This is a genomic window from Pseudomonas sp. GW823-FHT03E05 (assembly GCF_058796855.1).
Window position 1 is genome coordinate 166,998 of the sequence record NZ_JBXAJB010000009.1, and the last position, 21,741, is coordinate 188,738.

Genomic DNA, 21,741 nt, shown 5'->3' on the forward strand with positions numbered 1-21,741 from the left:
TTCTTATTCTTCGATGGGCCAGTCGGCGCGGGTTGCCAAGGGCTGGTTGCCAAGAGCCAGAGCAAGGCCGGTGCCAGTTATGGAAAAACCGCTGCAAAGGCCCGTGGCAGAGCGGCTGTTGCACTCGCCTGCAGGTGTCGGGAAGCCCTGCGCCTGAGACGTTGCATGTCAGGCTGCACGGGGCCTTGGCGAGACCCTGAGACGTTGCGTCTCAGCGCCCCCACGGCGCCGCCCGGTGCTTGTCGGGAGCCGCGGATCGGCGCTTAATGCGCCCACAACGATAAGAAGCTGCAACCGGAGGCCTTCATGCTTTCCGCACATTCAAAAGCCCATGTGGACTGCGTCAGCCGGGTCCTGAAAAACGCCGATCACCTGCCCCAGGCGCCGGTGCCGAGCCTGATCCTCGATTCCTGGCGCCGCTCCATGGAGCAGCACCAACTGGACCCCGGCTCGCTGCAGGGGCCGCGCATCCTGTCCGAAAACGTGCTCAAGGAATGCCGCGAGCGTTCCGAGCTGTTCCTGCGCATCGCCAGCGAAGAAGTGGCCCGCCTGCATGGCCGGGTGCGCGACGCCGACTACTGCGTGCTGCTCACCGACGCCCAGGGCCAGACCATCGACTACCGGGTGGAATCCACCCTGCGCAACGACTGCCGCAAGGCCGGGCTGTACCTGGGCACCTGCTGGTCGGAGGGTGAAGAAGGCACCTGCGGCGTGGCGGCGGTGCTCACCGCGCGCACGCCGATCACCGTGCACAAGCGCGACCATTTTCGCGCCGCGTTCATCGGCCTGACCTGTTCCGCCGCCCCGGTGTTCGACCCCCAGGGCGAGTTGCTGGGGGTGCTGGATGTGTCGGCGGTGCGTTCCCCGGACGACCGCCGTTCCCAGCACCTGATCCGGCAGATGGTGGTGCAGAGCGCGCGGGAGATCGAACAGGCATTCTTCATGAACAGCGCCCAGGGCTACTGGGTGCTGCGGGCCCATGCCAGCCCCGGCTATGTCGACAGCCAGCCGGATTACCTGCTGGCCTGGGACGACGACGGTTGCCTGCGCGCGCTCAACCCGGCGGCGCGCCATTACCTGCTGCGCCGCTATGGCCGCTTGCCGCAGCACATCGCCCAGGTGTTCGACCCGCAGCTGTTGCAGCGCGCCCGCGACGAAGCCCTGTGCCCCCTTTCCGATAACCTCCACGGCCGCCTGCAAGCCCCAAGGCGCCCGGCACAGCGCCCGCGCCTGAGCCTGGCCGGAGAACCGCTGGACCCGCGGGTGGAACAGAGCCTGCGCCTGGCGGTGCGGGTCAAGGACCGCCACCTGCCGGTGCTGATCCAGGGCGAGACCGGTTCCGGCAAGGAAGTCTTCGCCCGCCAGCTGCACCAGGCCAGCCAGCGTCGGGACCGGCCCTTTGTCGCGGTGAACTGCGCGGCGATTCCCGAGAACCTGATCGAAAGCGAACTGTTCGGCTACGTCGCCGGGGCCTTTACCGGCGCTTCGAACAAGGGCATGCAGGGCCTGCTGCAACAGGCCGATGGCGGCACCCTGTTCCTCGATGAGATCGGCGACATGCCCCTGGCCTTGCAGACCCGCCTGCTGCGGGTGCTGGCCGAGGGTGAAGTGGCGCCGCTGGGGGCCGCGCAGCGCAAGGCGGTGGATATCCAGGTGATCTGCGCCACCCACCGCGATCTGGAGGCGCTGGTGGCCGAAGGCAGCTTTCGCGAGGACCTGTATTTCCGCCTGGGGGGCGCGCGTTTTCAGTTGCCACCGCTGCGCGAGCGCAGCGACCGGCTGGCGCTGATCACCCGGATTGTCGAAGAGGAATCCAAGCGCTGCGGTGCGCCGGTGCAACTGGGCAATGCGGCGCTGGAATGCCTGTTGGGCTACCGCTGGCCGGGCAACGTGCGGCAATTGCGCCATGTGCTGCGCTATGCCTGCGCGGTGTGCGAAGGGCCGCTGATCCAACTGCATGACTTGCCCGAACAACTGCGCGGCGCCGAGGCCGAAGGCGCCCTGCCCGCCCTGGAAACCGCCACCAGCCCCGAGCGCCAGGCCCTGCTGGACGCCCTGGTGCGCCACCGCTGGAAACCCGTGGCGGCAGCCAAGGCCCTGGGCATTTCCCGCGCCACCCTGTACCGCCGCGTGCAACAGCACGGCATCCAGATGCCCGGCCGCAGCCCGGCCTAACCCACACCGACCGTAGGCGCCGGCTTGCCGGCGAATGGGCCCTCGGATCAGGCGGTGATCTTGCGGGCGCCTTCGCTGGCAAGCCAGCTCCTACAAGGGACTGCGTGATGGGACGAAATCCGTAGGCGCCGGCTTGCCGGCGAACAGGCCCTCGGATCAGGCGGTGATCTTGCGGGCGCCTTCGCTGGCAAGCCAGCTCCTACAACGGACTGTGTGATGTGGCGAAATCCGTAGAAGCCGGGATGTCGTGGAATCAGGCGGGGGCTGGCTGGAAACGGGCGCGGTAGCGCCCGGGGCTTTCGCCGGTCCATTTCTTGAACGCGCGGTGGAAGGCGCTGGGCTCCTGGAAGCCGGTGAGTTCGGCAATCTCGCTGATGCTGGCCGCCGAGCGGCGTAGCAGCTCGACGGCGACGCCGCGGCGTACTTCGTCCTTGATCTCTTGATAGGAGCCGCCCTCGCGCTCCAGGCGCCGGCGCAGGGTGCTGGCGCTCATCTGCACTTCGCGGGCGAAGGCTTCCAGGGTCGGCCACTGGCTGTAGTGGCTGCCCCGCAGGCGCTGGTGCACCTGGGTGGTCAGCCCGTGCTGGTTGCGAAAGCGGATCACCAGCCACTGCGGTGCGCTGCGCAGGAACACCTTGAGCGAGGCCAGGTCCTGGACCACCGGCAGGCGCAGGAAGCGGCTGGCGAATTCGATCTCGGTGCGCCCGGCGTTCCAGCTCAGGTTGCTGCCCCACAGCAGCGCATCGTCGCTGAGGCTCAGGCGTGAATGACGAAAATCGGCGCGGTCGATGGGAATCCGTCGCCCGCCGAGCCAGCACAACAGGCTGATAACCAGCACCAGCAGGGTTTCCTCGGCGTAGTGGCTGCGCAGCGGGTCGGCGCAGCGGCTGTCGAGGCTGATCACCGCGCGCTTGCCCCGCAGGCTGAGGCTGGCGCGGACGTCCCGCAGGAACAGGCCGAAGTTGTTCAGGCACTGGCGCAGGGCTTTTTCCAGGTTGGGCTCCTGGATCAGTCCGCGACAGATCAGGGCAAAGGCCCCCGGCGGCATCCCCCGGGAGTCGAGCTGGAAGAATTCGTCCTGCAACTCGCGGATCTGGATCAGCCACAGCGCGGCAAAGGCACTGCCGGGCACCCGCGCCCGGGGCTGGTCGAGCAACGCCGGATCGATACCGGCCTCGCGCAGCACGGCCGCCAGGCGCGCCGGCTGCTGGCGCAGGGCGTGGGTCATCACCCGGACAAAATAGACCGCGACCGAATCCGATTCACGCATGTAGAGGCTGTGCTCCCGTAGCTGGACCTATGGCAAAAAACGCCAGCACGCTTGACCGCTTTCGGCATAGGCCGGCCACCGCGCCGGGCTCTAGACTCGCGCTGGATAACGCGCTGTGCAAGGCAACCGCGCCATGCTCCGCGAAGGCAATGAACAAAGGAAGAGCTGAAGATGAATCTTGCGAATATCGGGGTGATCGGCGCCGGCACCATGGGCAACGGCATCGCCCAGGTCTGCGCCCAGGCGGGCTTTGACGTGACCCTGCTGGACATCGCCCAGGGCGCCCTGGAAAAGGCCCTGGCCACCATCGGCAAGAACCTCGACCGCCAGGTGAGCAAGGGCACCCTCGGCGAAGACGACAAGCTCGCCGCCCTGGGCCGGATCCGCATCAGCACCGACTACGGCGTGCTCAAGGATGCGCAACTGGTGATCGAAGCCGCCACCGAGAACCTCGACCTCAAGCTCAAGGTGCTGCAGCAGATCGCCGCCCAGGTCAGCGCCGAGTGCGTGATCGCCTCCAACACCTCGTCGCTGTCGATCACCCAACTGGCCGCCAGCGTCAGCGCGCCCGAGCGGTTCATCGGCCTGCACTTCTTCAACCCGGTGCCGGTGATGGGCCTGATCGAGGTGATCCGTGGCCTGCAGACCAGCGACGCGACCCACGCCCTGGCCATGAATATGGCCCAGCGCCTGGGCAAGACCGCGATCACCGCCGGCAACCGCCCGGGTTTTGTGGTCAACCGCATCCTGGTGCCGATGATCAACGAGGCGATCCTGGTGTTCCAGGAAGGCCTGGCCAGCGCCGAGGACATCGACGCCGGCATGCGCCTGGGCTGCAACCAGCCGATCGGCCCGCTGGCCCTGGCCGACCTGATCGGCCTGGACACCCTGCTGGCGATCCTCGAAGCCTTCTACGACGGCTTCAACGACAGCAAGTACCGCCCCGCGCCGCTGCTCAAGGAAATGGTTGCCGCCGGCTACCTGGGGCGCAAGACCGGTCGGGGTTTCCATCACTATGGCTGAGCGTTGCTCACGCTTTGCCGAAAGCCGCGACAAGGCCCTGGAGCTGTTCGCCAGCAAGGGCTTCGGCCAGGTCGGCATGCGTGAGCTGGCGAGCCATCTGGGGCTGACCCCGGGCTCGCTGTACCACCATTACCCGAGCAAGCAGCACCTGTTGCTGGACCTGATCGAGGAGTTCTTCGATGAGCTGCACAGCACCCTCAAGCGCCTGCAACGGCGCAAGTTGCAGGGCGACTGCCTGCCGGCGCTGATCCGCGCCCACCTGAAGCTGCATCGGGAATTGCCGCGGCATTTCCGCCTGGTGGAGCGCGACAGCGGCTGCCTCAATCCCGACCAGCAACTGCGGGTCGGGCAATTGCGCGAACGCTACGAACAACAGCTGGTGCAGTTGCTGGGCACCCCGACCGGCCTTGGCCCACAGGCGCAGCGCGCCGCGGCCCATGCTTTGGCCAACCTGCTCAACAGCGCCCCTAGCTGGTTCAGCGAACAACCCCTGGCCGAGCGGGAACGCGAAGCCCTGTTGGAAAACCTGCTGAGCGGCGCCATCGAGCGCCTGCTGGGCGGCGTGCCCGTGCGCAGCGCGGTGGCCTGAGCCTCAGCGCAGGTGCAGCGGGTCTACCAGCCCGGCGGCAATGGCCATACCCACCAGTTCCGGCAGGTGTTCGGCCTGCATGCGCTTCATCACCCGTGAGCGATACAGGTCGATGGTCTTGATGCTGACCCCCAGTTGCTCGGCAATTTCCCGGTTGGTGTAGCCCTGCACCAGCGGCAGCAACACGTCTTTCTCCCGTGGCGTCAGGCTTTCCAGCAGCGCCTGCACCCGGGCCTGCCCGGCACTCTGGTTCTGATGGCGGTCGGCGCGGCTCAGGGCCTGCTGCACGCTGTCCAGCAACAGCTGTTCGTTGTAGGGCTTTTCAATGAAATCCACCGCTCCGGCCTTGAACGCGCGGACCACGATGGGCACGTCGGCGTGGCCGCTGACAAAGATCAGCGGCAGGCGGATATCGCGCTGGCGCAGCTCTTCCTGGACGTTCAGCCCGCCCATGCCGGGCATGCGCACATCCAGCAGCACGCAGGCATTGAGGCTCGGGTCGCAGTGTTCGAGAAACTCGCGGCCACTGGTGAAGGGCAGCGCCTTGAGCCCCACCGACTCCAGGAGCCAGACGGTGGAGTCGAGCATGCCCGGGTCGTCGTCGACCACATACACCAGTTGCTGCGCCACACTCGTCATTGCCTTGCTCCTGTCGTTGCGGGGGAAGTTGCCTGGGACGTTGCCGAGGGGTCGGCCGGGGCACTGGCCGGCAGCCGGCAGCACATGCGCAGGCCGACGGCCTGGGGCTGGGCCTGCAAGTCGCCGCCAAAGCCCTCGACGATGCTGCGGCTCATGGACAGCCCGAGCCCCAGGCCATTGGCCTTGCTGGTGTAGAACGGCGTGAACAGCTGCGGCAGTTGCTCGGCGCAGACACCGGGGCCCTGGTCGCTGACGCTGATCTGCACCCCGCCTTCGGCCGTCGCCTCGGCGGCCAGCACAATGTGCGAGCCCTGCTGCCCATGCACTTCGCGGTTGGCCTCGATGGCGTTGCGCAGCAGGTTCAGCAGCACCTGCTCCAGCAGCACCCGGTCGGCGTACACCGGCGGCAGATTATCCGCCAGCTGCAAGTCGATCGTCACCTGGCTGGCCTGGGCTTCCCAGGCACACAGGCGCACGGTTTCCCGGGCCACTTCGGCGATGTCCAGGGCCTGCACCCGGCGCCCGCCCTTGCGCAAAAAGGCCCGCAGGCGCTTGATCACTTCGGCGGCGTGGGTCGCCTGCTCGGCAATCCGTTCCAGGCCCTGGGCCACCTTGCGGGCGGCCTCGGGCTGGGTGCCCAGGGCCTGCAAGTAGCGCTGGCTGGCATTGGCGTAGTTGACCACTGCGGCCAGCGGCTGGTTGATCTCGTGGGCGATACCCGAGGCCAGTTCGCCCAGGGTCACCAGGCGCGCGGTGTGGGCCAGCTCGTCCTGGTGATGGCGCTGCTGGGCTTCGCGCAGTTCGCGCTCGCTCTGGTCGTGGGCCACCAGGGAATAGAAACGCTCGCCACTGGCCGCGCGGTGGGCCAGGAGCATCAGCGAGACCGGCACCGAGGCGCCGCCGGCCGGCGGTTGCAGGCGCGCCTCGATGCTCCAGCGGCCGCTGTGTTCAGCGCGGTCCCAGCCTTCGCGTTGCAGGCTGTCGAGTACCGCAGCGCTGAGGATGGCCGCCAGTGGCGGCATTGCCTGCCCGTCGCCGAGCCCCAGGGTGCGCCGCGCCGCCGGGTTGAGGTAGGTCACCGCGCCGCCGGGCTGGATGAACAGCACCGGGTCGGGGTTGGCCTCTACCACTTCCGCCAGGCGCCGCTTGTTCTCTTCGGCCTGGACCCGGGCGGTGATGTCCCGGGACACCGCCACCACTTCCACCACGGTGCCGGTGTAGGTGTCGCGAATGCCGCGGCAGGCGGTTTCGAACCACAGGTAGTGGCCGTCGCGATGGCGGATGCGGTAGGTCATGGTGTGGTAGCCGTCCTGCTCCAGGGCATCGCGGGTGCGCTGCATCAGCCCGGCCAGGTCCTGGCTGTGGAACAGGCTGCGGGCCAGACGCCCGCGCAGTTGCTCGGGCCAGTAGCCGAGCAGGGTCCAGGAGGCCGGTGAGGCGTCGAGGAAGCTGCCGTCCGGGGTGTGCCGGGAAATCAGGTCAGTGGTGTTTTCGGTGATCAGGCGGTACAGGCGCCGGGCCTTGGCCGACTCGCGCTCGGCCCGGACCTGGGCCGTGGCTTCCTGGCAGCGCGCCAGTACCCGCTGGCGATGCGGATCGGGGATAAAGCTCCAGAGCAGGATGCGCTCGCCCCACTGGGCTTCCACCTGCTCGATGGCCCGCTGCTGCTCCAGGCAGGCACGCACCAGGGCCGGGTGGTTGATCGGCAGCAGGGCCGCGAGATCGCCAGTGGCCGCATCATCCAGCCACTGGCTCAGCGCCGGGTTGAGGTCCAGCGGCTGCGCCTGGGCGTCCAGCAGCAGGCTGGGTTGCGGGTCGTGGCCGAGCCAGGGCGAGTCCGGCAACTGGCCTTCACGCTGCAGGCGCAGCCAGTGACGCAGGTGGGTAGAGTCGGGCATGGTCGATCAGTCTCGCGGCCGGAAGGGCAGGTTCTTTTTATAGTATAACTACTATACAACTCAGGTAGTACTTCCATATCAATCAACAAACAGTATATAAAAGACCCCGGATAAGTCACCGAGCTTTCGCTGGGTGTGCTGCGTACCTGTAAGCAACGCCGAACGTAGGAGCTGGCTTGCCAGCGAAGAGGCCCGTGGGATCGCTTTCGCCGGCAAGCCGGCTCCTACGGGCGCAGGTGTTCTTGAGATCGCCTTCGCCGGCAAGCCGGCGCCTACAGTGGGTGCCCCCAGGTACACAGCACACGCCACCCAAGCCTCGGCCAATAGAGCTAATAATCAGCCACCGGGTACCCGAACCATGTCCATCTACGAGCAAGGCCTGGCGCCGACTGCCGTCAACCATATCGCCCTCTCCCCCTTGAGCTTCATCGAGCGTACCGCTGCGGTTTACCCCGATTACCCGGCGGTGATCCACGGTTCGATTCGCCGCACCTGGGCCCAGACCTACAGCCGCTGCCGGCGCCTGGCCTCGGCCCTGGCCGGGCGCGGCATCGGCAAGAACGACACGGTGGCGGTGATGCTGCCCAACATCCCGGCAATGCTCGAAGCACACTTCGGCGTGCCGATGATCGGCGCCGTGCTCAATGCCCTCAATGTGCGCCTGGACGCCGAGGCCATCGCCTTCATGCTGGCCCACGGCGAAGCCAAGGTGCTGATCGCCGACCGCGAGTTCCATGAGGTGATCCACGCCGCCGTGGCCATGCTCGATCACCCGCCCCTGGTGATCGACCTCGACGACCCGGAGTACGGCGAGGGCCAGCCGGTCAGCGAGCTGGACTACGAAGCGTTCCTCGCCGAGGGCGATCCCGAGTTTGCCTGGCAGTGGCCCGATGACGAGTGGCAGGCCATCGCCCTGAACTACACCTCGGGCACCACCGGCAACCCCAAGGGCGTGGTCTACCACCACCGCGGCGCCTACCTCAACGCCCTGGGCAACCAGATGACCTGGGCCATGGGCAACCACCCGGTGTACCTGTGGACCCTGCCGATGTTCCACTGCAACGGCTGGTGCTACCCCTGGACCGTCACCGCCCTGGCCGGGGTGCATGTGTTTTTGCGCCGGGTCGACCCGCAGAAGATCCTCGACCTGATCCGCGAGCATCAGGTCACGCACCTGTGCGGCGCGCCCATCGTGCTCAATGCCCTGGTGAACATGCCCGACACCGCCAAGGCGGCCATCGACCACCCGGTCAACGCCATGGTGGCCGGGGCCGCGCCGCCGGCCAAGGTGATCGGCGCGGTGGAGGAAATGGGCATCAAGGTGACCCACGTCTACGGCCTGACCGAGGTCTATGGCCCGGTGACCCTGTGCGCCTGGCACGCCGCCTGGGATGAACTGCCCCTGGAACAGCGGGCGCAGATCAAGTCGCGCCAGGGCGTGCGCTACCCGACCCTGGAAGGGGTGATGGTGGCCGACCCGAAAACCCTCGAACCCACACCCCGGGACGGCCAGACCATCGGCGAGATCTTCATGCGCGGCAACACCGTGATGAAGGGCTACCTGAAGAACCCCACGGCCACCGCCGAAGCCTTCGAGGGCGGCTGGTTCCATACCGGCGACCTGGGGGTGACCCACCCGGACGGCTACGTGGAGATCCGCGACCGGCTCAAGGACATCATCATTTCCGGGGGCGAGAACATTTCCACCATCGAACTGGAAGGCGTGCTCTATCGCCACCCGGCAGTGCTGGAAGCCGCGGTGGTGGCCCGGCCCGATGAAAAGTGGGGTGAGACGCCCTGTGCCTTCATCACCCTCAAGGCCGATCATCAGGACGTGCGCGAAGCCGAGATCATCGCCTTCTGTCGCGAACACCTGGCAGGCTTCAAGGTGCCGCGTACCGTGGTCTTCAGCCCGTTGCCCAAGACCTCCACCGGCAAGATCCAGAAGTTCGTCCTGCGCGACATGGCGAAAAACCTCTAGCCTGAATACACCTACCCAGCCCCGTAGGAGCTGGCCGGGCGGCGCTTCGCTTGCCAGCGAAGGCGTCGGCCAGGGCGATGCATGGCTTGCGGGCCTCTTCGCCGGCAAGCCGGCTCCTACATGGTGGCGGGGTTTTCGTTGTCGATTCATGCGGCCGAGGCCGCTCAACCTCCACTTTTGCCCGAGGTTCCTGCAATGCCCGAATTCAACGCTCCGCTGCGCGACATGCGCTTTGTCCTGCATGAAGTGTTCAACGCACCCAAGCTCTGGGCGCGCCTGCCGGCCCTGGCCGATACCGTGGACGGCGACACCGCCGACGCCATTCTCGAAGAAGCGGCCAAGGTCACCGGCAACCTGATCGCCCCGCTCAACCGCAGCGGCGACGAGGAAGGCGCCAGCTGGCACGCCGGGCAGGTGCGCACCCCGGCCGGTTTCAAGGAGGCCTACAGCACCTATATCCAGGGCGGCTGGGTCGGCCTGAGCGGCAACCCGGCCTACGGCGGCATGGGCATGCCGAAGATGCTCGCGGTGCAGTTCGAGGAAATGCTCTACGCCGCCAACTCCAGTTTCGCCCTGTACTCGGCCCTGAGTTCCGGGGCCTGCCTGGCCATCGACGCCCACGCCAGCGAAGCGCTGAAACAGCTGTACCTGCCGCCGATGTACGAAGGCCGCTGGGCCGGTTCCATGTGCCTCACCGAGGCCCACGCCGGCACCGACCTGGGGATCATCCGCACCCGCGCCGAGCCCCAGGCCGACGGCAGCTACCGCATCAGCGGCAGCAAGATCTTCATCACCGGCGGCGAGCAGGACCTGACCGAGAACATCATCCACCTGGTGCTGGCCAAGCTGCCGGACGCCCCGGCCGGGCCCAAGGGCATCTCGCTGTTCCTGGTGCCGAAGATCCATGTGGACGCCAACGGCAATCTCGGCGCGGCCAACGCGGTGAGCTGTGGTTCCATCGAGCACAAGATGGGCATCAAGGCCTCGGCCACCTGCGTGCTGAACTTCGACGGCGCCACCGGCTGGCTGATCGGCGAGGCCAACAAGGGCCTGGCGGCGATGTTCACCATGATGAACTACGAGCGCCTGTCCATCGGCATCCAGGGTATCGGCTGCGCCGAGAACTCCTACCAGAACGCCCGCACCTACGCCCGCGAGCGCATCCAGAGCCGCTCCCCGGCCGGCCCGGTGGCCAAGGACAAGATCGCCGACCCGATCATCGTCCACCCCGATGTGCGGCGCATGCTGCTGACCATGAAGGCCATGACCGAAGGCGGCCGGGCCTTCGCCAGCTACGTCGGCCAGCAGCTGGACCTGGCCAAGTTCGCCGACCAGCCCCATGAGCGGCACAACGCCGAGGCCCTGGTGGCGCTGCTGACCCCGGTGGCCAAGGCGTTCTTCACCGACACCGGCCTGGACAGCTGCGTGCTGGGCCAGCAGATCTTCGGCGGCCACGGCTACATCCGCGAATGGGGCCAGGAGCAACTGGTGCGGGATGTACGCATCGCCCAGATCTACGAAGGCACCAACGGCATCCAGGCCCTGGACCTGTTGGGGCGCAAGGTGGTGGGCAACGGCGGCGTGGCCCTGCGCCTGTTCACCGGCGAGATCCGCGACTACGCCTACCTGCCCGGCGCCGCCTACGCCGCCGAGCTGCTGGACGCGGTGCAGCGCCTGGAAGACCTCAGCGACTGGCTGCGTGAACAGGCGGCGCAGAACCCCCACGCGGTGGGCAGCGCCTGCGTCGAATACCTGCAGCTGTTCGGCTACGTGGCCTACGCCTACCTGTGGGCGCGCATGGCCCAGGTGGCCGAGCACAAGCGTTCCGAGGACGACGGTTTCTACGGTGCCAAGCTGGCCACCGCGCGCTTCTACTTCAGCCGCATGCTGCCGCGCATCCTCAGCCTGGAGCAGAGCATCCGCGCCGGCAGCGTCTCCTTGTTCGGCCTCGACGCCGAGCACTTCTGAGCCCCTGGGCAGGGCGCCCGGCGCCCTGCCCAGTGCTGGCAAAAAACCGCCGCCCGCAGGTGCAAAACCCCGGGCGGCCCGGCATACTCCGCGCACCCGAGCACCGCCCAAGGAAGAAACGTGTTGGCCCCCGCCCTGATCATCGCCAGCTCAGCCATCGTGCTGCTGCTCGGCACCCTGCACCTGATCTACACCTTCGCCACCGACAAATTCCAGCCCCGTGACCCGGCCCTGGCCGAACGCATGCGCCAGGTGTCGCCGATGATCACCCGCCAGACCAGGCTGTGGCGGGCCTGGGTCGGCTTCAACGCCAGCCACAGCCTGGGCGCCATGCTGTTCGGCCTGGTCTATGGCTACCTCGCCTGGCTGCACCCGGCCCTGCTGCTGGAGGCCCGTGGCTTGCTGCTGATCGGCCTGGGGTTTCTCGCCAGCCTGTGGGTGCTGGCCATCCGTTACTGGTTTCGCATTCCCCTGGCGGGCATCAGCATCGCCCTGGTGCTGTTCGCGGTTGCCTGCGGTTCGCTGTTGGTTTGAACCCAGCCCACCACACACTCTCATCGGCCCTGTTTTTTTCGAGTCTCTGCATGTCGCCCCTGCACACCTTCTGGTCCCGGCTCTACTACCTCCTGTGCTGGATCGCCGTGGCCGCACAATTGGCCACCATGATCCGTTGCAACCTGCACCTGATCGTCCCCCGGGAAGTCGGCGGCACGCTGTTCGGCGGCTCCATGGGTTTCATGCTGTACCTGGGCGGCTGGGCCTTCAGCGTCATCGGCCTGGGCCTGGCCGTGCTGACCCGGGTGCCCGGCGCCCGCCTGGCCTGGATCATCGGTGGGCTGGTGCAGTTGCTGCTGGGCCTGTGGTGGCGGATCAACTACCCGGATGATTTCGACGGCAACCTGATCTTCAGCATCCAGGCCCGGGAGCTGGACTATGTGATGGTCTTCGGTTTCGCCCTGGTCTACAGCGGCATCTACCTGATGCACCAGCAGCGGCTCAAGCCGAGAGCCCCCGCCACCCTCCGTGAGCTGTCGTTGCGGATTGCATGGGCGGTATTGCTGGGGGGCTTCTTCATCCCCCCCTTGGTCAATGCCAGCAAGGCGCCCCTGCCGTACTGCGCCTTCAACCGGGCCGGCGAACAGTTGAGCCTGTGCCTGGGCCCTGGCACCCGGGTCATTGTCGACTGACCGTCAACCCCGCCTCTTTCTTGCTTCACCAAACCTCGATGAGTGTGCCCATGTCTCGCCTGTTTACCCTGTGGTTGTGGCTCTACCGCCCTCTGTGCTGGATCGTCGTTGCCGCGCCCTTGTCGCTGATGCTGCTGTGCGACGTGCAGATGATGCAGCCGCGGGATGTCAGCAGCACGCTGTTCGGTGGGGCCATGGGCTTTCAGCTGTACCTCTTTGTCTGGGTGCTGTGCCTGATCGGCCTGGCCGTGACCCTGCTGACCCGGATGCCCGGTGCGCGCCTGGCCTGGCTCCTGGCCGGGCTGGTGCCTCTGCTGCTGGGCGCCTGGTGGCGGCTCGACTACCCGGATGACCAGGACGGCAGCCTGGCCATCAGCCCCCAGAAGTGGGAGCTGGAGTACATGATGGGCATCACCTGTGTGTTCGTGGTCAGCGGCCTGTACTTCTACTGGCGCCGCCGCCTCGCCCCGCGGCCCGCCGCCGACAACGCCGATGAGCTGTTTCTGCAGACCCTGTGGGCACTGGCCCTGGCAGCAGCCTTCATCCTCCCGCTGCTGAGTTTCATGCAGCCGTAATTGCGCCCCGCTGCGCCCTCGCCCCGTCCGGCCATGCCCCCGGCCAGGCATAAAAAAGCCCCGAACCGGTCGGGGCTTTTTTCCTGCCTGGGCGCTAGCCACCGGTGGCGGCCGGTCGTTGCCTGCGCGCCGGCAGGGCGGCGGCAAAGGCCATGGCCTCTTCCCGGGTGCCGAAGGTAGCAAGCCGGTCACCCGGCGTGCAGACCTTCCAGGGCCCGTGGTTGACGCTCAAGACCTGATAGCCGTTGATCTGCAGTTTGTTCAGCAGCGGCGTGCTCATGGACACCTCCTTTTTCCTCGGCGAGCCTGGGGCTTGGGCGTTTTACCTTACACCCGCCACACCGCCCGGCGACTGCCGCATGTCGGCGCGCCGGGTCACTTCTTCAGGTTGGCCAGGGGATCGTAGGCCCGCGAGCGCTTGCGCCGGTGCTCGGGTTCAGGGCGGTCCAGGGGTGCCCTGGCCGGGCCTACAGGGTCTACCTGGGGGTCGGCCAGGTCTGGCGAATCGGGGTCGAAACCCGGGTCATGATGATTCGAGGCATGCTCGGACGAGCGCGGCCCCGTGGGGTTCTTGGCAGTCATGGGCAGCTCCTGTGCCAGCCTGGAAAAGGCCGGATACAGGGGTTGGATCACGATTCGTGGCCAGGGTGCCGCCGAGCGGACCAGCGGCCAGCGGCAAATTGCATTGTGCTGCCGGGCGTCGCAGGATGGCGCCTGGCCCATAACCGCTCAAAAGGACGTGTTCATGACGATTCGTGCCGTGGTTTTCGATTTTGGTGGCGTGCTGTTCGACTGGAGCCCGCACCACCTGTACCGCCAGCTGATCCCCGACGATGAGCGCCGCCAGTGGTTCCTCGACACCATCTGCACCCAGGCCTGGAATACCCGGCAGGACGCCGGCCGCAGCCTGGCCGAGGCGACCCGCAGCCTGGTGGCCGAGCACCCCGACCATGCCCTCTTGATCGAGGCCTATTACGGGCGCTGGCCGGAGATGCTCAAGGGGCCACTGGATCAGGGCGTGGCCCTGCTGGAAGAACTGCACCAGGCGCAGGTGCCCCTGTTCGGGCTGACCAACTGGTCCCGGGAAACCTTTCCCTATGCCTGGGACAATTACCCGTTTCTGCAGCGCTTTCGCGACATCGTCGTGTCGGGGCAAGAGCGCCAGATCAAGCCGGATGCCGAGATCTATCACACGACCCTGGGGCGCATTCGTGCGCATTTGCCGGGGGTGGCCCCCGAGGAACTGGTGTTCATTGACGACCATGCGCCCAATATCGTCGCCGCAACGGCGCTGGGGTGGCATGCGATTCATCATGTGACGGCGGCCGAGACGCGGCGCCGGCTGGAGGAGTTGGGGGTGGTCCGAGCGCACTGACACCCCGTAGGGGCTGGCTTGCCAGCGAAGGCGCCGGCCAGGGCGATGCATGGCTGTCGAGGGCCTCTTCGCCGGCAGCCGGTGCCTACGCTCGCCCCCCTTTCTCACCCCCTCCTATCGCCATCCGCAATCACCTCCCGCCTGCATATCGCCCTTTGGAATGTCTCCAAAATCAACCCTTTACCGACCGTGAATCCACCGGTCGGAAACCCACAAAATCAATGTGCCATTACCCTGCCAATTCTACCCGCGCTGCTTAACTGCAAAAGCTGCCGAGTAGCGCAGCACCCCATCCACACCCACGGAAGGCAAACGCCATGAGCAATGCATCCCAACATGTGATCCCCCCCTACGGAGTCGCCATCCAGTCGGCCATCAGCGAAGGCAAGCTGCCGGAGATGAAAGCCCTGCTGGCCAAGCGCGATCCGGCCAGGAACGAACCCAAGGATCTGCACAACGCCTACGAACAGCTGGCCAAGGAAGTCGCCCGCCTGGAACGCCGCTGATCGCGGTTCCCCTGTCATTGAATGGAGGCAAAGCAAATGTCCGGCAACTACTCGCAAGCCGAAGGCCTGTTCCCCCTGAGCTACCGCATCGGCACCTCGCAACCCGGCGCACCCACCCTGATCCTCAACCTGCTGGCCTATACCCCGGAACACAGTGTGCGCGGCACTTCCAGCATCACCCAGGCGGTCAACCCGCCCCTGGACCTGCACAGCGATGTCTGGGGCCAGTACACCTACCTCACCGTCATGCCGCCCAGCACCAGCAAGATCCTCATCACGGCCCAGGGCAACCAGGGCGGCCCGGGGTCGAACTCGGTGATCAACTTCAAGCTGCACCTGGTGGTCAGCGACGACTGGAAGGAAGGCGTGGCCAACTATCAGTACTACAACGGCCACAGCTGGGTGACGGTCAACCAGGTGCCCGCCCACCTGCAGGAAACCGTGCAGTCCAGCACCCTGTCGGCCCCTCTGCACCGCGGCCAGCCCAACCATCCGCTGCCGCCGATCTCGGCGCTGTACGGGGCGCCGATCCACGGTGCCATCGCCAGCGGTGACCTGGCGCAGATGAAGAGCCTGCACAAGGTCGCCACCCAGCAACTGGAACAGCTGCCGCTGATCCGCACCGCACTGGTGGCCGCCAAGGCCGAGATCAGCCAGCAGGAGCGGCGCTGAGCCCGGCCGTCCATCGAACCTGATGTCTTCAAGAAGATAAGGAGTTGCAGCATGACAATCGGACTGTTCCATACCCGCCTCATCGTCGCCAACCCCGTGATCGGTGGGCCGGTGCTGACCCTCGACCTGCTGGTCGATACCCCGAAGAAACGCGTCAGCGGCGTTGCCCGCGTGACCCAGAGCACCTCGCCACCGGTGCAGTTCCATGCCGACGTGTGGGGCGACTACTCGCAGGTCAAGCTCGACCCCTCCAGCGAGGGGCACATCATCCTCAGCCTGGCCGGCAACCCCAGCGGCCCCACCAGCCAGATCGCCGAGACCTTCCACCTGCAGGGCATCCTCGGCCTGGACTGGGCCAGCGGCTTCGCCAGCTACAAGTACCAGTTCCAGGGGCACTGGCACGTGGTGCAACACGCCGCCGTGAGCCCGGCCCCGGTGGAGCAGGCGCAGGCGGCGGACTACGCCAGCCAGGCCGGCCCGGCCGCCGAAGTGCGCCACCCGCTGTACGCCGTGGCGCTGCAACAGGCCCAGGCCAGCGGCGACCTGGCGCGGCTCAAGGCACTGGTGGCCCAGGGCGAGCAGCAACTGGCCAACGCTGACAACCTGACCCAGGCGGTGCAGCAGTTGCAGGCAGAAATCAGCCGCCTGGAACAGCGCTGACCACCAGCCCCCGGGGCCGCCCGCCGCGGCCCCGGGGGCTGCCACAAAACGACCGCGCCATTGCGACACAAGGAAGGCGCGCCTATTTCGATGGGTTGGTGCCGCGCACCGCCGGGTGCGCAAGGAACTCTCATGTCAGACCGTCTCCCCGCCCGCTACCTCAGCGAAACCGACCTCAAGCGCTTTGTCCCGGTGCATGTGGTCTGGGAAATCACCCTCGCCTGCGACCTCAAGTGCCTGCATTGCGGCTCCCGCGCCGGGCATCGGCGCCCGGGCGAACTCAACACCCAGGAATGCCTGTCGGTGATCGATTCGATCGCCGCCCTGGGCACCCGGGAAGTCACCCTGATCGGTGGCGAAGCCTATCTGCGCAAGGACTGGACGCGGCTGATCCAGGCCATCCACGACCACGGCATGTACGTGGCGATCCAGACCGGCGGGCGCAACCTGACCCCGGCCAAGATGCAGGCCGCGGTGGATGCCGGGCTCAATGGCGTCGGCGTCTCCCTGGATGGCCTGGCGCCGCTGCATGACGCGGTGCGCAATGTCCCCGGCTCCTTCGACAAGGCCCTGGATACCCTGCGCCGGGCCAAGCAGGCCGGGCTCAAGGTCAGCGTCAACACGCAGATCGGCGCCGCCACCCTGCCCGACCTGCCGGCCCTGATGGAACTGATCATCGATGCCGGCGCCAGCCACTGGCAGATCCAGCTGACCGTGGCCATGGGCAATGCGGTGGATCACCCCGAGCTGCTGCTGCAGCCCTACCAGTTGCTGGAGGTGATGCCGCTGCTGGCGCGACTGTACCGCGAAGGCGCCGAGCGCGGGCTGCTGATGAATGTGGGCAACAACATCGGCTACTACGGCCCCTACGAGCACATGTGGCGCGGCTTCGGCGACGATCGCGTGCACTGGAGCGGCTGCGCCGCCGGGCAGACGGTCCTGGCCCTGGAGGCCGACGGCACGGTCAAGGGCTGCCCGTCCCTGGCCACCGTGGGTTTCTCCGGTGGCAACGTGCGCAGCATGAGCCTGCACGACATCTGGCACTACAGCGAAGGCATCCACTTCGGCCGCCTGCGCTCGGTGGACGACCTGTGGGGCTACTGCCGCACCTGTTACTACAACGATGTCTGCCGCGGCGGCTGCACCTGGACCTCGCACTCGCTGCTGGGCAAGCCGGGGAACAATCCCTACTGCCACTACCGGACCCTGGACCTGGCGAAAAAGGGCCTGCGCGAACGCATCGTCAAGCTCGAAGACGCCGGCCCGGCGTCGTTCTCGGTGGGCCGTTTCGACCTGATCACCGAACGCATCGACACCGGCGAGGCGGTATCGAGCGTCAACGACAGCGGCCAGGTGATCAAGCTGGCCTGGGTCAACCAGGGCCAGGCGTCGCCCGAGGAAGGCCGCATCCCGCCGCGCCTGGCCCTGTGTCGCAGTTGCCTGGAGTACATCCACGCCCATGAAAGCACCTGCCCGCACTGCAACGCCGATGTCGCCGCCGCCGAAGCCCGGCACCAGGAGGACCGGCTGCGCCAGCAGGCGCTGATCAACACCCTGCACCAGTTGCTCGGCACGCCCCAGGAGCAGCCGCGCCTGTAACCCCCGCCCGCACCGCCGCCGCGCCCCCAATGGCGCGGCGACGGTTATATCGCCACGGGCGAGCATGGAAAAACCATCTATAAAAAAACCTCCGCGCAGGGCCGATAGCGGCTTTGCTATGGAAGTTCGTCCACAGGCCCGCGTGCCTGCCCGTTACCTGCGACCGGAGCACAGCATGAAAATCAACCCCTACCTGGTGTTCAACGGCACCTGCAAGGCCGCCTTCACCTTCTATGCCCAATGCCTGAACGGCACCCTGGAAATGATGATGACCTTCGGTGAAAGCCCGGCCCGTGATCACATCTCTGCCGACTGTCACGAACGCATCATGCACACCCGCCTGAGCGTCGGCGACCAGGTGCTGATGGGCTCGGACACCACCCCTGAGCTGCCCTACCTGGGCATCCACGGCTGTTCGATCTCGCTGAACATCGACAACGCCGCCGAAGCCGAACGGGTATTCGCCGCCCTGGCCGAACAGGGCAACGTGCAGATGCCCCTGGAAGCCACCTTCTGGGCCGAGCGCTTCGGCATGCTGGTGGACCGCTTTGGTGTGCCATGGATGGTCAATTGCGAGAAGCGCCCGTAACCCGGCCCACCTGCAAGCCCGGCCCCGGTGCTGTGCAACGCAGCACCGCACCGCTGCGCCCGCCGGGAAAGATTTTGCGCACTTCATCAAACAGCCACCGCAACCCTGTACTAGGATACGAGGCGACCCTTTGTCGCCCAGAGCAAACAGGAGGTAAATCAACCCTGACCCAAACTCGTTGCTATAAGGCAGCCCCCCTCCACACCTTCACATTCATGGATGAAATGATGAACTCACAAATACTGTTTCCACACATTGGTAAGGTCATCGCCAGCACCGGCAGCCGCAACTTTCCGCGCATGCTGCACGACCTGATACTCACCCAGCTGGCTGTGGACGCCACCCATATCACCCAACTGCGGGCCGACCCGGAACAGGCCGTCGGCAGAACCGGCAACACCCTGATGCAGACCCGCCACCCGCTGTACAGCGATGCCCATGCCAGCAATGACCCGCTGCTGCTCACCGGCTTTCCCGAACAACCCGGCGAACCGGCCCCGGGCCCGTCGCTGCAACGCCAGCGCGGCCACGCGGACCCGGCACAACTGCACCTGACCGGGCGCAAGGACTCCTACCACTACGTGCTCTCGGTGTACCGCAGCAGCCAGGACCAGAGCTTTTCCCCCCAGGAACGCCTGCTGCTGGAGGACATCTCGCCGTTGCTGCTGCCCATGGTGGAAAAACACATCAGCGCCCTGCAGCCCCGGGGCGATGCCGCCGAGCAGGACAGTGCCGCCATCGAGGGCCTGGCAAGCCTGCGCCTGCGCTTTGCCGCGCGCCTGGAACAGTCCGGGCTGCGCCTGTCCAACCGCGAGCTGGAGGTCTGTGTCGGGCTGCTGGCCGGGCGCACCGCGCCGCAGCTGGCCGAGCAGCTCAAGCTCAAGGTCAATACCGTCGAAAGCTACTTGAAGCGCGCCGCCATCAAGCTCGGCATCAGTGGCCGGCACTCGCTGCTGCGCTGGATGTACTCGCCCGAGGAACAAGCGCCGCACAGCAGCGAAACCCCGACGGCCTGATCCGGCCTTGGCCCTGTAACCCCCGCCGGCCCCAGCGCCGGCGGTTCGGTCTACGGCCTGTCAATCCCGGGCCAGGGCCTCGATGGGATCCAGGCGCGCGGCGTTGCGCGCCGGAACGAAGCCGAAGACGATGCCGATCAGGGTCGAACAGGCGAACGCGGTAATGATCGACCCCATGGAAAACACCATCTCCCACTCCTTGATGAACAGGGTGAACAGGTAGCCGATGGCGAACGACAGGCTGATGCCGATGGCCCCGCCGATCAGGCAGACCATCACCGCCTCCACCAGGAACTGCTGGCGGATATCCGACTGCCGGGCCCCCACCGCCATGCGGATGCCGATCTCCCGGGTCCGCTCGGTGACCGACACCAGCATGATGTTCATCACCCCGATTCCCCCCACCACCAGGGAAATCACCGCGATCAGCGACAGCAGCAGGGCCAGGGAGCGGCTGGTGCGCTGCACCGTCTGCATGATGCTGTCGAGGTTGTTGGTGAAGAAATCCTTGGTGCCGTGGCGCTGCTCCATCAGCTTCTTCACATGCTCCTCCACCACTTTGCTCGGCTGGCCGTCCTTGATCCGCACGCTGATGCTGTCCAGGTGGCGCTGGCCGAGCACCCGCCCGGCGGCGGTCTCGTAGGGCAGCCAGACGTTCAGCAGGTTGCTGGCGGCGAACATGTTCTTGTTCTCCCGGGTCACGCCGATCACCGTGCACGGCAGGTTGCCCACCAGGATCACCTGCCCCAGCGGGTCGACATCCGGGCCGAACAGGCGGTTGCGGGTGTTGTGGTCGATCACCACCACCTGGGCCTGGCGCCGCGCGTCGTTCTCGCTGAAGGAAATGCCGCTGGCCAGCTTGATGTCGCGAACCTGGAAATACAGGTGGCTGACGCCGTTGACCGTGGCGTTGAGGTCGATGTTGCCGTAGCGCAGCAACAGGCTGCGGCCGACCATGGGCGTGGCACTGTCGACGTAGTACAGCTGGTTCAGGGCCGTCACGTCGGCGGGCATCAGGGTCTGGATCGCCGCCGCCCGGCTGTCGCCGAAACTGGCCCCGGGGAAGATGTCGATGGTGTTGCTGCCGATGGCCTGGATGTCCTTGAGCACGTAGCGCTTGGCGCCCTCGCCGATGGCCACGATGGACACCACCGAGGTGATGCCGATGACGATCCCGAGCATGGTCAGCAGGGTGCGCATGCGGTGCGAGACCAGCGCCACCCAGGCCATCACGAAGGCCTCCTTGAACAGCCCCAGGCTGGCCACCAGGCGCCGCGCACCGGCGGGCCGCACGCTGACCGGCGGCTCGTTCGGCGCCTCGTCCGCCGGGCGCGGGTTGGCCCGGTCGCTGACGATCTCGCCGTCGCGCACTTCGATGATGCGCTGGGCGTTGGCCGCCACCTTGGGGTCGTGGGTGACGATGATCACCGTGTGCCCCAGGCCGTGCAGTTCCTGGAGGATGTTCATCACCTCCTTGCCGCTGGCGGTGTCCAGGGCACCGGTGGGTTCGTCGGCGAGTATCACTTCGCCGCCGTTCATCAGCGCCCGGGCGATGCTCACTCGCTGCTGCTGGCCGCCGGAGAGCTGGCTGGGCCGGTGGCCCAGGTGCCCGGACAAACCCAGGCGCGCCAGCAGTTCCCGGGCCCGGCCATGGCGCCTGACTTGCGGGGTACCGGCGTAGATCGCCGGCATCTCGACGTTGTGCATGGCGCTCAGGTGCGGCAGCAAGTGGTAGCGCTGGAAGATGAAGCCGAAGTAGTCGCGGCGCAGTTCCGCCAGGGCCTGGTCGTCGAGGTCGCGGGTTTCCCGGCCGTTGACCTTGTAGCTGCCGGCGGTGGCGTAGTCCAGGCAGCCGAGGATGTTCATCAGGGTCGACTTGCCCGACCCCGAGGCCCCGGTGATCGCCACCATTTCCCCGGCCTGGATGCTCAGGTCGATGTGCTTGAGGGCCAGGAACTCCCGATCCCCGGCGGTGAAGCTGCGGCTGATGCCGGTGAGGTGCAGCAGGGGCTCGCTCAT

21 protein-coding genes are annotated in these 21,741 nt (G+C 66.7%); 15 read left to right on the top strand and 6 right to left on the bottom strand.

Annotated elements, in window-relative coordinates:
* Nucleotides 1–306 precede the first annotated feature (306 nt).
* Nucleotides 307–2,175, top strand: coding sequence for a sigma-54-dependent Fis family transcriptional regulator (locus tag AC1RCO_RS29040; protein ID WP_019094734.1), 1,869 nt, complete (start codon nucleotides 307–309; stop codon nucleotides 2,173–2,175).
* Nucleotides 2,176–2,428: 253 nt separating this feature from the next.
* Here the strand turns inward: AC1RCO_RS29040 and AC1RCO_RS29045 are convergent, their stop codons facing one another.
* Nucleotides 2,429–3,445 (bottom strand): AraC family transcriptional regulator, encoded by a 1,017-nt coding sequence (locus tag AC1RCO_RS29045; RefSeq protein ID WP_077933758.1) that lies wholly within the window; start codon nucleotides 3,443–3,445, stop codon nucleotides 2,429–2,431.
* Between the two features lie 171 nt (nucleotides 3,446–3,616).
* Here AC1RCO_RS29045 and AC1RCO_RS29050 point away from each other — a divergent pair, with 171 nt between their 5' ends.
* Both AC1RCO_RS29050 and AC1RCO_RS29055 read left to right on the top strand, forming a co-directional pair.
* A complete protein-coding gene (locus AC1RCO_RS29050; RefSeq protein ID WP_015634954.1) occupies nucleotides 3,617–4,468 on the top strand; it encodes a 3-hydroxybutyryl-CoA dehydrogenase in 852 nt (283 codons plus the stop codon).
* A complete protein-coding gene (locus AC1RCO_RS29055) occupies nucleotides 4,461–5,057 on the top strand; it encodes a TetR/AcrR family transcriptional regulator (protein ID WP_011060465.1) in 597 nt (198 codons plus the stop codon). The genes AC1RCO_RS29050 and AC1RCO_RS29055 overlap by 8 nt, the downstream gene beginning before the upstream one ends.
* 3 nt (nucleotides 5,058–5,060) lie before the next feature.
* Here the strand turns inward: AC1RCO_RS29055 and AC1RCO_RS29060 are convergent, their stop codons facing one another.
* The gene (locus tag AC1RCO_RS29060; protein WP_123397592.1) at nucleotides 5,061–5,696 is read right to left on the bottom strand and encodes a response regulator transcription factor; all 636 of its coding nucleotides are present in this window, start codon (nucleotides 5,694–5,696) and stop codon (nucleotides 5,061–5,063) included.
* A complete protein-coding gene (locus AC1RCO_RS29065; RefSeq protein ID WP_220224080.1) occupies nucleotides 5,693–7,594 on the bottom strand; it encodes a PAS domain-containing sensor histidine kinase in 1,902 nt (633 codons plus the stop codon). The genes AC1RCO_RS29060 and AC1RCO_RS29065 overlap by 4 nt, the downstream gene beginning before the upstream one ends.
* 358 nt (nucleotides 7,595–7,952) lie before the next feature.
* On the opposite strand from AC1RCO_RS29065, the gene AC1RCO_RS29070 reads away from it, so the two are divergent.
* From AC1RCO_RS29070 to AC1RCO_RS29090, 5 genes are all read left to right on the top strand, one after another.
* Complete coding sequence (locus AC1RCO_RS29070; RefSeq protein WP_015634950.1) at nucleotides 7,953–9,575, top strand: acyl-CoA synthetase; 1,623 nt, start codon at nucleotides 7,953–7,955, stop codon at nucleotides 9,573–9,575.
* 195 nt (nucleotides 9,576–9,770) lie between these two features.
* The gene (locus tag AC1RCO_RS29075) at nucleotides 9,771–11,543 is read left to right on the top strand and encodes an acyl-CoA dehydrogenase C-terminal domain-containing protein (protein ID WP_342403948.1); all 1,773 of its coding nucleotides are present in this window, start codon (nucleotides 9,771–9,773) and stop codon (nucleotides 11,541–11,543) included.
* A gap of 120 nt (nucleotides 11,544–11,663) precedes the next feature.
* Nucleotides 11,664–12,077: an LIC_13387 family protein gene (locus AC1RCO_RS29080; protein WP_492618311.1), complete on the top strand. Its 414-nt coding sequence runs from the start codon at nucleotides 11,664–11,666 to the stop codon at nucleotides 12,075–12,077.
* A 50-nt stretch (nucleotides 12,078–12,127) separates the two neighbouring features.
* A complete protein-coding gene (locus tag AC1RCO_RS29085; RefSeq protein WP_125062900.1) occupies nucleotides 12,128–12,730 on the top strand; it encodes a hypothetical protein in 603 nt (200 codons plus the stop codon).
* A 50-nt stretch (nucleotides 12,731–12,780) separates the two neighbouring features.
* Nucleotides 12,781–13,305, top strand: a complete 525-nt coding sequence (locus AC1RCO_RS29090; protein ID WP_019095111.1) for a hypothetical protein — start codon at nucleotides 12,781–12,783, stop codon at nucleotides 13,303–13,305.
* Nucleotides 13,306–13,399: 94 nt separating this feature from the next.
* Here AC1RCO_RS29090 and AC1RCO_RS29095 read toward each other — a convergent pair whose 3' ends face one another.
* Nucleotides 13,400–13,585, bottom strand: coding sequence for a DUF2188 domain-containing protein (locus tag AC1RCO_RS29095; RefSeq protein ID WP_011060459.1), 186 nt, complete (start codon nucleotides 13,583–13,585; stop codon nucleotides 13,400–13,402).
* Between the two features lie 95 nt (nucleotides 13,586–13,680).
* Nucleotides 13,681–13,887, bottom strand: coding sequence for a DUF6021 family protein (locus AC1RCO_RS29100; protein WP_015634945.1), 207 nt, complete (start codon nucleotides 13,885–13,887; stop codon nucleotides 13,681–13,683).
* A 163-nt stretch (nucleotides 13,888–14,050) separates the two neighbouring features.
* Here AC1RCO_RS29100 and AC1RCO_RS29105 point away from each other — a divergent pair, with 163 nt between their 5' ends.
* The 7 genes from AC1RCO_RS29105 to AC1RCO_RS29135 all read left to right on the top strand — a co-directional run bounded on the left by AC1RCO_RS29105 (nucleotide 14,051) and on the right by AC1RCO_RS29135 (nucleotide 19,722).
* Nucleotides 14,051–14,680, top strand: a complete 630-nt coding sequence (locus AC1RCO_RS29105; protein WP_125062899.1) for an HAD family hydrolase — start codon at nucleotides 14,051–14,053, stop codon at nucleotides 14,678–14,680.
* A gap of 317 nt (nucleotides 14,681–14,997) precedes the next feature.
* The gene (locus AC1RCO_RS29110) at nucleotides 14,998–15,186 is read left to right on the top strand and encodes a DUF1843 domain-containing protein (RefSeq protein WP_015634943.1); all 189 of its coding nucleotides are present in this window, start codon (nucleotides 14,998–15,000) and stop codon (nucleotides 15,184–15,186) included.
* A 36-nt stretch (nucleotides 15,187–15,222) separates the two neighbouring features.
* Nucleotides 15,223–15,858, top strand: coding sequence for a DUF1842 domain-containing protein (locus AC1RCO_RS29115; RefSeq protein WP_011060455.1), 636 nt, complete (start codon nucleotides 15,223–15,225; stop codon nucleotides 15,856–15,858).
* A 51-nt stretch (nucleotides 15,859–15,909) separates the two neighbouring features.
* Nucleotides 15,910–16,518: a DUF1842 domain-containing protein gene (locus AC1RCO_RS29120; protein ID WP_011060454.1), complete on the top strand. Its 609-nt coding sequence runs from the start codon at nucleotides 15,910–15,912 to the stop codon at nucleotides 16,516–16,518.
* A 132-nt stretch (nucleotides 16,519–16,650) separates the two neighbouring features.
* Nucleotides 16,651–18,117, top strand: a complete 1,467-nt coding sequence (locus AC1RCO_RS29125; RefSeq protein WP_026020220.1) for a GDL motif peptide-associated radical SAM/SPASM maturase — start codon at nucleotides 16,651–16,653, stop codon at nucleotides 18,115–18,117.
* A 175-nt stretch (nucleotides 18,118–18,292) separates the two neighbouring features.
* Complete coding sequence (locus tag AC1RCO_RS29130) at nucleotides 18,293–18,706, top strand: VOC family protein (protein WP_011060452.1); 414 nt, start codon at nucleotides 18,293–18,295, stop codon at nucleotides 18,704–18,706.
* Nucleotides 18,707–18,933: 227 nt separating this feature from the next.
* Nucleotides 18,934–19,722, top strand: coding sequence for a helix-turn-helix transcriptional regulator (locus AC1RCO_RS29135; protein ID WP_041752100.1), 789 nt, complete (start codon nucleotides 18,934–18,936; stop codon nucleotides 19,720–19,722).
* 60 nt (nucleotides 19,723–19,782) lie between these two features.
* Here the strand turns inward: AC1RCO_RS29135 and AC1RCO_RS29140 are convergent, their stop codons facing one another.
* Nucleotides 19,783–21,741, bottom strand: coding sequence for a MacB family efflux pump subunit (locus AC1RCO_RS29140; protein WP_492618312.1), 1,959 nt, complete (start codon nucleotides 21,739–21,741; stop codon nucleotides 19,783–19,785).